Annotated in this window: 11 protein-coding genes; 6 read left to right on the forward strand and 5 right to left on the reverse strand. The window is 56.2% G+C overall.

Features of this window, described 5'->3' with window-relative positions:
* Position 1: 1 nt before the first annotated feature.
* Positions 2-460 (reverse strand): Fe-S cluster assembly transcriptional regulator IscR, encoded by a 459-nt coding sequence (gene iscR / locus ACR0BF_RS04970; protein WP_209596301.1) that lies wholly within the window; start codon positions 458-460, stop codon positions 2-4.
* Between the two features lie 179 nt (positions 461-639).
* Here iscR and ACR0BF_RS04975 point away from each other — a divergent pair, with 179 nt between their 5' ends.
* The 6 genes from ACR0BF_RS04975 to ACR0BF_RS05000 all read left to right on the forward strand — a co-directional run bounded on the left by ACR0BF_RS04975 (position 640) and on the right by ACR0BF_RS05000 (position 6,312).
* On the forward strand, positions 640-1,293 hold the full coding sequence (locus tag ACR0BF_RS04975; protein WP_170424714.1) for an alpha/beta hydrolase: 654 nt from the start codon (positions 640-642) through the stop codon (positions 1,291-1,293).
* Positions 1,293-1,538: a hypothetical protein gene (locus ACR0BF_RS04980; RefSeq protein ID WP_480493134.1), complete on the forward strand. Its 246-nt coding sequence runs from the start codon at positions 1,293-1,295 to the stop codon at positions 1,536-1,538. Before ACR0BF_RS04975 ends, ACR0BF_RS04980 begins: the two co-directional genes overlap by 1 nt.
* Positions 1,535-2,704 carry an HD domain-containing protein gene (locus ACR0BF_RS04985; protein WP_480553533.1) on the forward strand — a complete coding sequence of 390 codons (1,170 nt, stop codon included), beginning with the start codon at positions 1,535-1,537 and terminating at the stop codon, positions 2,702-2,704. Before ACR0BF_RS04980 ends, ACR0BF_RS04985 begins: the two co-directional genes overlap by 4 nt.
* 362 nt (positions 2,705-3,066) lie before the next feature.
* Positions 3,067-3,402 (forward strand): DMT family transporter, encoded by a 336-nt coding sequence (locus ACR0BF_RS04990; RefSeq protein ID WP_480517066.1) that lies wholly within the window; start codon positions 3,067-3,069, stop codon positions 3,400-3,402.
* Positions 3,403-3,478: 76 nt separating this feature from the next.
* On the forward strand, positions 3,479-5,296 hold the full coding sequence (typA, locus tag ACR0BF_RS04995) for a translational GTPase TypA (RefSeq protein WP_480472835.1): 1,818 nt from the start codon (positions 3,479-3,481) through the stop codon (positions 5,294-5,296).
* Between the two features lie 635 nt (positions 5,297-5,931).
* Positions 5,932-6,312 carry a hypothetical protein gene (locus ACR0BF_RS05000; protein WP_480624404.1) on the forward strand — a complete coding sequence of 127 codons (381 nt, stop codon included), beginning with the start codon at positions 5,932-5,934 and terminating at the stop codon, positions 6,310-6,312.
* A gap of 127 nt (positions 6,313-6,439) precedes the next feature.
* Here the strand turns inward: ACR0BF_RS05000 and ACR0BF_RS05005 are convergent, their stop codons facing one another.
* The 4 genes from ACR0BF_RS05005 to recA form a co-directional block, all read right to left on the reverse strand.
* Entirely contained in the window at positions 6,440-7,063 is a 624-nt protein-coding gene (locus tag ACR0BF_RS05005; RefSeq protein ID WP_480624405.1) for a transglutaminase-like cysteine peptidase, read from the reverse strand.
* 372 nt (positions 7,064-7,435) lie between these two features.
* Complete coding sequence (locus ACR0BF_RS05010) at positions 7,436-7,723, reverse strand: DUF1330 domain-containing protein (protein ID WP_480624406.1); 288 nt, start codon at positions 7,721-7,723, stop codon at positions 7,436-7,438.
* 1 nt (position 7,724) lies between these two features.
* Complete coding sequence (gene alaS, locus ACR0BF_RS05015) at positions 7,725-10,397, reverse strand: alanine--tRNA ligase (RefSeq protein ID WP_480624407.1); 2,673 nt, start codon at positions 10,395-10,397, stop codon at positions 7,725-7,727.
* 169 nt (positions 10,398-10,566) lie between these two features.
* Complete coding sequence (recA, locus tag ACR0BF_RS05020) at positions 10,567-11,634, reverse strand: recombinase RecA (protein ID WP_480472844.1); 1,068 nt, start codon at positions 11,632-11,634, stop codon at positions 10,567-10,569.
* Positions 11,635-11,740: the final 106 nt, after the last annotated feature.

Here is an 11,740-nt window from a genome sequence, read left to right on the forward strand (position 1 = left end):
CTCATTCATCGACGACGGAAAACAGGCTTGGAACTGCCGGGCAAGGCGCAAGGTCATTCCTGATCACATCCGACAGACGCGTCTGGTGCAAAAAGACATAAACATGCGCGCTCAGGCTTTCCCACAAACGGTTCGTCAGGGATTGCGCCCTGCTGCCCGATGACGCACCGGATGCTCCGGCCCCTTTTTGCAGGGCGTCAACCGTCTCATCCACGGCCGCAAGAACCTCGACTACGCGAATCTCGGACGCGGGACGTGCAAGACGATACCCCCCTCCGGGCCCACGGACAGATGCAACCAGTTCCGCGCGACGCAGCTTGACGAAGAGCTGTTCAAGATACGGCAGAGAAATGTCCTGCCGTTCCGAGATTTCGCCCAGGGTTACCAGCCGGTCTGTTGGCTGAAGCGCGATATCCGCCAAGGCGACCATTGCGTAACGCCCTTTGGTCGAAAGCTTCATTCTCTGCCCCCTTTTAGACGGATCTACGCGAAATCATTGACGCCGACGCTGCCAGTGCGTATCTCCGACTGGCAGCGCGATTGCGCCAAGCAATGTAATTAGAACCGTTCTAAGGTGTCCGACGATTATAGTCAAGTATATCCGGATGCCCGCACGAAAATGACAGGACCAAAGCACACATGCCCGAGGTGATTTTTCCCGGACCCGAAGGCCGCCTGGAAGGCCGCTACCACCCGCAAAAGGAAAAAGACGCACCGATCGCCATCGTGCTTCACCCGCATCCTCAGTTCGGCGGGACCATGAACAACAAGGTGGTCTATAACCTGCACTATGCCTTTTACAACATGGGCTTCACAGTGCTGCGTTTTAACTTCCGCGGCGTCGGTCGCAGTCAGGGCGAATATGATCAAGGTGTTGGCGAGCTGAGCGATGCGGCATCTGCGCTGGATTACCTGCAATCCATGAACAACAACTCGAAACACTGCTGGGTTGCGGGCTTTTCGTTTGGGGCGTGGATCGGAATGCAGTTGCTGATGCGCCGCCCCGAAATCACGGGTTTCATCAGCGTGTCGCCGCCTGCCAACATGTATGACTTTTCCTTCCTTGCGCCCTGCCCGTCTTCGGGCCTGATCATCAACGGATCGGCTGACCGTGTGGCACCACCAGCGGACACCACTGCGCTGGTCAACAAACTGCACGAGCAAAAAGGGATCACGATCACCCATAACGAGGTTGAGGGCGCGGATCATTTCTTCCAGGATCGCCACATGGACACGCTGATCACAGATGTCAGCGACTATGTGAAACGTCGGCTGACCGAGAACACCCGCTAATGTCCGACACCATCACATCGCTTGCGGCCAAACTGGCCGAAGATACGATGAAGGTTATGGACGAAACCGGCGAAGACCGATTCTTTGTAGAAGTGGGTCAGGTTCTTGGTGCGGCGTCTCAATCTTTGGAAGAGGCATTCCTGACGGAAATTCGCGTGCGTCTGGCTGAACGCAAGGCACGACAATTCGTGATCAAACGCCTCGCCGCGCATCGCGCGAAACTCAAGGCGATCGAAAAGCAATGACCGACCGCCTTGTTGCGCAGGTCGCGTTTCTGAAACGGGCCGACAGTCTGAAACTGGTCGAGCGGGCAAATGTCCTGCTTGACCAATCGAGGCCCGAAAACTCCGCCGAACACAGCTGGCACTTGGCATTGTGGGCAATGGTCATGGCACCACTGGCCGGGCCGGACATCTCGGTCGACCGGGTCATCCGCATGTTGCTGCTGCATGATCTGGTTGAGATCGTGACAGGTGATCACCCGATTCACCTCGACACGGATTGGGGCAACGTGGCTGAGGCTGAACAGGCCGCCGCACAGGAATTGTTTGGCCTGTTGCCCGACGAACAAGCACAGGAATTTCTTTCGCTCTGGCATGAGTTTGAGGCGGATCAGACCCCGGATGCCCGGTTTGCCAAGATTCTGGATCGCTGCCAACCGCTGTTTCAGGTTCTGTGCGCCACCGACCCGCGGCAGGATCATGTAGAAATTGCGCGTTCGAACCTAGCGGACGGACGCGCATCGTATCTGGCCCTTGCGTTTCCACTGGCCCACCAACATGCCACAAACCTCTTGAATAACTCGACCCCTCAGGATGACGCATTCACGAGAAGATTGGCGTTTCTTACAGAAGCGGACCAGTTGAAATCCGTTCTGCGCGCGTCACGCCTGATGGCCAGCGACCGGTTCGAAAACTCGGCGGAACATTCTTGGCATGTCATGCTCTATGCCTGGGTATTGGCGGAATACGCGCATTCGGATGTTCAGTTGGACCGAATACTACAGATGTTGCTTTTGCACGATGTTGTCGAAATCGACGCGGGCGACCACCCGATCCACGGTCATGTCGACCACGCGGAACAGGAAGCCAAGGAACAGGCCGCCGCCAAACGATTGTTTGGCCTTCTGCCTGACTGTCAACACCGGTCATTTACTGAACTATGGCACGAGTTTGAGGCGGCTGAGACCACAGAAGCCAGATTTGCAAAGGCTGTTGATCGTTTTCAGACACCCATAGCAAATCTGGAAACAGGTGGCGGGTCATGGGTCGAATACAGCGTTAAATTCGATCAGATTGTTACGCGTGTCCGACCCGCAATTGCAGCGGGAGCGCCTCAGCTGTGGGACTGGCTGCAACCCCAACTGGTTGCGCATTTTGAATACTGTGAAACACGCGACCCTCAGGCATAAAAAAAGGAGCCTGAAGGCTCCTTTTTTCTTGCTTGGTTTCTAGCGGCGTTCAAAAAACACTACTACCATCAAACTGTTGAACCAAGTTGGCTGCATTCACTTCTACGGACCCCCCGTCAGCAAGCCACCCAATCGCCACTATCAGAGCCGAAGCAAATATGATTGATTTCGCAAATAACGTCATCGCTCAAAACTCGTTAACAAAATAAAAAAATATGGGGCAAATATTACATTCATTCGATTGAAAAAACAGTCAGGTATACCTGACCCAAGGTAATCTTGTAGACTGCAAGGCGGTCGACGTATTTCACTCACGCAAATCGCCATCTAGCCACCCGACCCACCCTTTTCGAGGTACTCAAATGCCCCAAGCCTATCTGTATTTGTTGCTGGCTGTGCTGGCGGAAACCATTGGCACGACGGCCTTGCAAGCCAGCCAGCAGTTTTCGCGGTTCTGGCCATCCGTGATTGTTGTCGTTGGGTATGCGTTTGCATTTTACCTCATGGCGCTGACGCTGAAGGTCATGCCTGTCGGTATCGTTTATGCAATCTGGTCCGGTCTCGGTATATTCCTGATCGCCGTAATCGGATTCATCGTGTTCGGCCAAAGGCTGGATTGGCCTGCGATCCTGGGGTTGACGTTGATCTTGTCCGGAATCCTGATCATTCACCTCTTTTCAAAGACTGCCGGACACTGAACCACGGTTAGGGCTGGTATATTTTGCCGCGCCACGTTATGCGCGCGGCAACTTCCCGTTCAAAGGCTGACCTCTCATGGACCTGCGCAACATCGCAATCATCGCTCACGTGGACCACGGCAAAACGACCTTGGTCGACGAGCTGCTCAAACAATCCGGTGCATTCCGGGAAAATCAGGCCGTCGCGGAACGTGCCATGGACAGTAACGACCTAGAGCGTGAACGCGGCATCACCATCCTGGCAAAGGCCACGTCGGTCGAGTGGAAAGACACACGCATCAATATCGTCGACACCCCTGGTCACGCCGATTTCGGAGGCGAGGTCGAGCGCATCCTCAGCATGGTCGATGGTGTTGTTCTGTTGGTGGACGCCGCAGAAGGCCCGATGCCCCAGACCAAGTTTGTAACGTCCAAGGCACTGGCGCTGGGCTTGCGCCCGATCGTGGTCCTGAACAAGGTCGACAAGCCGGACGCCGAACCTGACCGCGCGCTGGACGAGTGCTTTGACTTGTTCGCCAATCTCGGTGCGGATGACGACCAGTTGGATTTCCCTTCAATGTACGCCTCGGGCCGTTCTGGCTGGGCGGATATGGAGCTGGACGGCCCCCGCAAGGACTTGAGCGCACTATTCGACTTGATCGTCGATCATGTCCCTGCCCCGAAACAGATCGAACACAAAAATGAACCCTTCCGGATGCTGGCCACGACGCTGGGAAGCGATCCCTTCATCGGCCGTATCCTGACTGGCCGCGTCGAAAGCGGAACGCTGAAGGCTGGCGACAGCCTCAAGGCGCTTAGCCGCGATGGTTCGGTCATCGAAAACTTCCGTGCCACGAAAATCCTGGCGTTCCGGGGCCTGGGTCAACAGCCCATTGACGTGGCCGAAGCAGGCGACATCGTGACCATCGCTGGCATGAGCAAAGCCACCGTAGCGGATTCGCTGGTAGCCCCTCAGGTCACAGAGGCCCTGCCCGCGCAGCCCATCGATCCGCCGACCATCACCGTGACCTTCGGTATCAATGATTCTCCGTTGGCGGGCCGTGATGGCAAAAAAGTTCAATCACGCGTCATTCGAGACCGCCTGATGAAGGAAGCCGAATCGAACGTCGCCATCCGTGTCACCGACACCCCGGGCGGTGAGGCGTTCGAGGTTGCGGGCCGCGGCGAGCTGCAAATGGGCGTTCTGATCGAGAACATGCGCCGAGAAGGCTTTGAACTCAGCATCTCGCGCCCTCAGGTTCTGTTCCGTGAGGAAGACGGGCAGCGGCTTGAGCCCATCGAAGAAGTCACCATTGACGTGGATGACGAATATTCTGGTTCCGTTATTGAGAAGGTTACCGGCGCGCGTAAGGGTGAACTGGTCGAGATGCGCCCAGCCGGTACGGGCAAGACGCGGATCATCGCCCATGTCCCGTCCCGTGGTCTGATTGGTTACCACGGAGAATTCCTGACCGACACGCGCGGTACCGGTGTACTGAACCGTGTGTTCCATGACTGGGCGCCACATAAAGGGCAAATTCCGGGTCGTCGCGCAGGCGTTCTGATCTCGATGGAGAAGGGTCAGGCTGTGGCTTATGCGCTGTGGAACCTGGAAGAGCGTGGCCGCATGTTTGTTGGTCCGCAAACAGACGTGTATCAGGGTATGGTGATCGGCGAACACTCACGCGACAACGATCTGGAAGTGAACCCTCTTAAAGGCAAGAAGCTGACAAACGTGCGCGCCAGTGGAACCGACGACGCGGTCCGCTTGACGCCGCATATCCAGTTCTCACTGGAGGAGGCAATTGCCTATATCGACGATGATGAACTGGTGGAAGTCACACCAAACGCGGTGCGGCTGCGGAAGCGTTTTCTTGACCCGCACGAGCGTAAGCGAATGGCCAAATCTGCCTAGAACACCCTCAGGTTGCAAACTGACCAAACGGAAACAATGGCATTAGTGTGGCAAATTTGCTTCCAATTCGACAAAAGACGAAATCAGAAAAACCGGGCCCACTGCCCGGTTTTTATTTGAAAAATAACAGTTTTCTCCATATGGTTGAAGGCTTCTGACACAAGCCTCATCAACAAGATATTGTAGGTGCCCTCAAATTATGGTCAAAACACGTCAGAAGTGTGACGCCCTTCACAAACACCGATACGAGAATGGTGCATAGAAGGACATAGTTTAGTTATCGAGTTCCAAGGAGTTCAAAATGGGTAATAGAGCTCGCAAGTTTCCACTGTTTTTTATTGCGACAACTTTTCTGCTTTCACCTGCCGGTGAAACCTTTGCCGCTGGGACATGTACGGTTGCAACAGCACGGCAATCCGCTGCGTCCGCTCAGGTTTTGTGCGAATGCGATGCTGTGACATCCGGCATGATCCGCTACATTCAGCGTCGGCATGACTTCGATCAGATCCTGGCGCGCGTCGGTGCAGAATGCGCCCCGCTGGCAGGCCTGCTAAGTGACTTCCCGACCGCATCAATCGGTGTCTCAGACCAGAGATCCGGGGACGGACCTTCCCAGGAAAACGGCACGCCCCCCAATGGCGGCGGCGGTAATCCAACCGGTGGTGAAGAACCCGGTGGCGAAGAGCCCGGTGGTGAAGAGCCCGGTGGTGAAGAGCCCGGTGGCGAAGAGCCCGGTGGTGAAGAGCCCGGTGGCGAAGAGCCCGGTGGCGAAGAACCCGGTGGCGAAGAACCCGGTGGCGAAGAGCCCGGTGGCGAAGAGCCCGGTGGCGAAGAGCCCGGTGGCGAAGAGCCCGGTGGCGAAGAGCCCGGTGGCGAAGAGCCCGGTGGCGAAGAGCCCGGTGGCGAAGAGCACGAAGAAGACCGATAGAGACGAAATCGAGTATCAGCGAACCGGGCCTAGGAAAGCGGAGCGTATTCGACAGCAAAAGCTTTGCTGGTCAAGGCTTCGGGGCTAGAATACGTCGATACGCAAAACGTTCGGATTAATCCGTCCAAACGTCAGGTCAAAGACTACACTCTTGGGCGCAGATCAAATCTGCGTCTAAGGGCAGGAATTTGTGTATGTCGAAGATTCCGCTGAGATCAGCTGCGCCCGTAAACGCCAACCCATTGACTGGGCCGCTTCGGGTCTTGCATGCGCAGGAACAGATAGCGCGTAGCTGTCCAGGGCTTGATCCGGTTTGTGAGATTGTCCAAGATCAGGTCGCCCTGCGCCGAGCGGTAAACCAGAACCGCATGAGGTGTCCGGCGTGTGTCCAGTACGGTTGCAATCAAAAGCTTACTTGGATCAACCCCCGCATGGATCAGATCTCTTTTCTTCAACAATGCAAAGTCTTCACAATCACCGCCTCTGGGTGTTGGCAATGCCCATCGCTCACGCGTTTTGTACTGAGACTGATCCGTAACTTCCCGGGTCGACGCATTCACGCGACGATTCACTTGATTTACCACCGTCAGCTCTTGGTGGCTGGACAACGTCACCGAACGTTTCGCAGTGCAAGCCCAGTTATATTGGTTGCATAGGTTGATTGCACCTGAAGGCGGAGGCGAAGACGCAACGGTAGGGATAAAAACGCCGTCGGATGCCTGCGCGACAGGTGCGGACGCTATGACGCCGATACACACGGTGCAGATGCCCAATGCGCGCGACGCAACCGATGCAAGCACGGCAACACACATCTTGGGTAAATTCGTTAATGAAATCATGCGAGGTCCCCGATCCGATGTTCTTCGAGCGATTGCATGTCCAACTGCACCACATTCTGTTTCTTGAAACTATCTGTGATCAGGTGTTACGCGCAATCTTTTGAGAACCTGCAAGCGAAACAGGGCAAAAATTCGTCCGAGAATCTGACAATTTTACGTAAGAATTTTGTTGGCGCGGCCACAATTTGGTCAGGAACCATTCGGTAGAACGTGAGAACCGGAAGATAAGATATTGAAACCTAACAATTATATAAAAAACAGCCCGCTATCGCGGGCTGATCGGCATCAACCAAACATGACATAAGCCGAATCTTGCTTATCCACTGCCGGTTTTCTTGAAATTATCAGTGCCTTGGAAGCAAGGCCCAAATGTCACTCGGTGATTTCTACCACAATCAGTTCACGCTCGCTTGCGCCGCGCGCGTGATTCAGGGCTTGCTGGTACTCATCCGAGTTATAGCATTCAACCGCAACCTCCAGCGACGGGAAGCGCGCCACTACGTTTCGTGGACGTTCCTTGCCTTCCAGCTGAACGTATCGCGCAGCACGGGCGATAAACTCGCCCCCGTGCTTGGCGATGGCCGGTCCGGCCAGTTCGGCGTATTTGCCGTAAGCCTCGGCGTCTGTCACCGTGACATGCGCAATCCAAAGAGCAGGCATATTATCCTCCCAAAACCTGTTGTGCGGCCTTGATTGCCGCATCTGCATTTGATGCATCCTTACCACCGCCCTGGGCCATGTCAGGACGGCCGCCGCCGCCTTTTCCGCCCAACTCGATCACGGCCGCTTTTACAAGATCCACCGCCGAAATCCGTCCGGTCAGGTCTTCTGTCACACCTGCCGCAACGGCCGCCTTGCCGCCCGTATCCGCAATCAGCAGCACCGCACCCGATCCAAGTCGGCTTTTGTGTTCGTCGATCAACGCAGGAAGGTCCTTGCCTGAAACACCGCTGAGGGCTTGCGCCAGGAATTTCACGCCATTTACATCCCGCGCCTCGGCACCACCGCCCTGACCGGCCCCGCCAGCCATAGCCAGATCCCGGCGCAACTGAGCTACTTCGTTCTGCAAGGCCTTGCGTTCGTCCAGAAGGCTTTTCACGCGCGCCACCACGTCGTCCGGTTGCGCTTTCAGTTCCGATGCGACCTGAGCCAGACGTTGATCTTGTGCCGAAAGATAGCGGAAGGCTTCATCGCCGGTCAGCGCTTCGATCCGGCGCACACCAGCACTGCTGGCGCTGTCACCCAACACAACAAAGGTGCCGATATCACCTGTCTGGCGCACATGTGTGCCGCCACAGAGTTCTATCGACCACGTATCTCCGTCATGGCCTTTTCCTGTTGGCGCCTTGCCCATAGAGACAACACGAACCTCGTCACCATATTTCTCGCCGAACAGGGCCTGGGCACCCAATGCGCGCGCGTCGTCGGGTGTCATGACCCGGGTTTCAACAGTCGAATTCTGGCGGATGAAATCGTTCACCTCACGTTCGACTTTTTGGATTTCCTCCAGGCTCAGCGCTTTGGAATGACTGAAGTCGAACCGCAGACGATCCGCCGCGTTCAGCGAACCGCGCTGCGCCACGTGATCACCCAGCGTTTCGCGCAATGCTTCATGCAGCAGGTGCGTGGCCGAGTGATTGGCGCGAATGGCGGAACGGCGGGCATGATCAACCTCAAGCTCTACCGCATCGCCTTTGCGAACAACTCCGCTTTGAACTGCTACCTTATGAGCATAGACCTTGCCGTCGGCAAACTTCCTCGTGTCCTCTACGCGGCTCAGGTGATCGCGATCCTCCAGCCTACGCAACGCGCCAGTATCGCCGACCTGACCGCCGGCCTCTCCGTAGAACGGGGTCTGGTTCACGACGACCCAACCGCTGTTGCCCGCGTCGATCTTGTCGACCAGTGCACCATCAACAACCAGGGCGACAACCTGCGCTTCGGCTTTCTCGGTATCATAGCCCAAGAAATCCGTCGCACCGGCGGTATCCAGCACATCAAACCATACGACCTGATCCGCTGCTTCACCTGACCCGGCCCATGCGGCACGTGCCTTGGCCTTTTGTTCGGCCATCGCGGTGTCAAAACCGTCCGTGTCGACGCTCAGGCCCTTTTCACGCAGCGCATCCTGCGTAAGATCCAGTGGGAAGCCATAAGTGTCGTAAAGCTTAAAGGCCGCTTCACCTGACAGGGGTGCCCCCTCGGAAAGCCCTGAAACCTCATCATCCAGCAACTTCAGACCACGATCCAGTGTCTGCTTGAACCGGGTTTCTTCCAGCAGCAGCGTCTCTTCGATAAGCGGTTGCGCCTGTTTCAGTTCAGAATAATGCCCGCCCATCTGCTGCACCAGCGTAGGCACCAGGCGATGCATGACAGGATCCTTGGCGCCCAGCAGGTGCGCATGGCGCATGGCGCGGCGCATGATCCGGCGCAGAACGTATCCGCGACCGTCATTGCTGGGCATCACACCGTCTGCAATCAGGAACGAGGTCGAACGCAGGTGATCCGCGATCACCCTGTGATGCACGTTCTGGTCGCCATAGGGATCGACACCGGTCGCATCCGCCGAAGCCTCGATCAGGGTCTTGAACAGGTCGGTGTCATAATTGTCATGGCTGCCTTGCAACAGCGCCCCAATCCGTTCGAGCCCCATACCGGTGTCGATGGACTGCATGTCAAGCTCGACCATCGAGCCATCTTCGAACTGCTCGTTCTGCATGAAAACGACGTTCCAGATTTCGATGAACCGGTCGCCATCTTCCTCGGGTGATCCCGGAGGGCCACCCCAGATGTGATCGCCGTGATCATAGAAGATCTCGGTGCACGGACCGCAAGGTCCGGTCGGACCCATCTGCCAGAAATTATCATTGGTGGCGATGCGGATGATCCGGTCCTCGGGCACACCGACCTTCTTCCAGATTTCAAAGGCTTCATCGTCGGTATGGTAGACCGTGGTCAACAGGCGGGTCTTATCGATACCGAATTCCCTGGTGATCAGCTCCCATGCAAAAGGGATCGCTTCATGTTTGAAGTAATCCCCGAATGAGAAGTTCCCCAGCATCTCAAAAAACGTGTGGTGACGCGCCGTATAGCCAACATTGTCGAGGTCGTTGTGCTTGCCGCCCGCCCGCACACATTTCTGGGCCGTTGTGGCGCGTTTGTAATCGCGGGTTTCCAGACCGGTGAACAAGTTCTTGAACTGCACCATGCCTGAGTTCACGAACATCAACGTCGGGTCATTGCGCGGCACCAGCGGGCTGGACGCGACGACCTCATGCCCTTGTTTTTCAAAGTAGTTCAGAAAAGTCGATCGGATGTCGTTCAGGGTTGGCATAGGGCTCTCTCGGCGCACATATATCTTGGTCTCCGTTGGTTTAGCCCCCCGTCAAGTGAGTGTCCACAGCAGAGGCACTCTGGAACGAAACAAGGCGACCCGATCAGGCCGCCTTGTTGCAACTGTTGCAGTCTTTGCGCAGAGGCTACGGATCACCCGCTTCAGGGCATCAGGCCTCCAGAATATCGTCATCCTCGGCAAACCCTGGCGACAAGTCGAATTCCAGCCCATGCGCCGCGCGGATCTTGTCTTCGATATCCAACGCCACCCGGCTGTTTTCCCGCAGGTATTGTTTGGCGTTCTCACGCCCCTGCCCGATCCGCTCATCACCATAGCTGAACCAGGACCCGGACTTTTCGACAACACCGGCTTTGACACCCAAATCCAGCAATTCGCCCATCTTTGAGATGCCTTCGCCATACATGATGTCGAATTCCACCTGTTTGAACGGCGGTGCGACCTTGTTCTTCACAACTTTGACGCGGGTCTGGTTCCCGACCACCTCATCCCGGTCCTTGATCGCGCCAATCCGGCGGATATCCAGCCGAACCGAGCTATAGAATTTCAGCGCGTTGCCACCGGTTGTGGTTTCCGGACTGCCGAACATCACGCCGATCTTCATCCGGATCTGGTTGATGAAGATGACCATGCAGTTCGAGCGGCTGATCGAGCCTGTCAGTTTGCGCATCGCCTGGCTCATCAGTCGGGCCTGCACACCGACACTGCTGTCGCCCATGTCCCCTTCGAGTTCCGATTTCGGCGTCAGGGCAGCGACCGAGTCGACAACAACCATATTGACCGCGCCCGAGCGCACCAGAGTATCCGTGATTTCAAGCGCCTGCTCACCGGTATCGGGCTGCGAGATCAGAAGCTCATCCAGATCAACACCCAGCTTGCGGGCATATTGCGGGTCCAGAGCGTGTTCCGCATCCACGAACGCGCAAACTCCACCCCGCTTTTGCTGCTCAGCTATACAATGAAGGGTCAAAGTGGTTTTGCCCGAGCTCTCAGGCCCGTAAATCTCAACAATACGCCCCATCGGCAGTCCGCCGATACCCAGCGCGATATCCAGACCCAGCGACCCGGTCGAGCTCGCCTCGATGTCCTGCCGGGCATCTTCGCCCAGTTTCATGATCGATCCCTTGCCGAACTGCCGTTCGATCTGGGCCAGCGCACTGTCGAGCGCCTTTTGCTTGTCTGCGTTTTTCTTGTCGCTCATAGTCAGAAGATCCGCCATTGTCCTGTCGCCTTCCCTTTTGTCACACCCTTAATCGGGCGGCAATCGCTGCTTTGTTCGCCTCTTGTTCCTTATGAGATCAAAAAGAGAACATTTCAACCAAAAC

The organism is Ruegeria sp. AG7, from assembly GCF_056541545.1.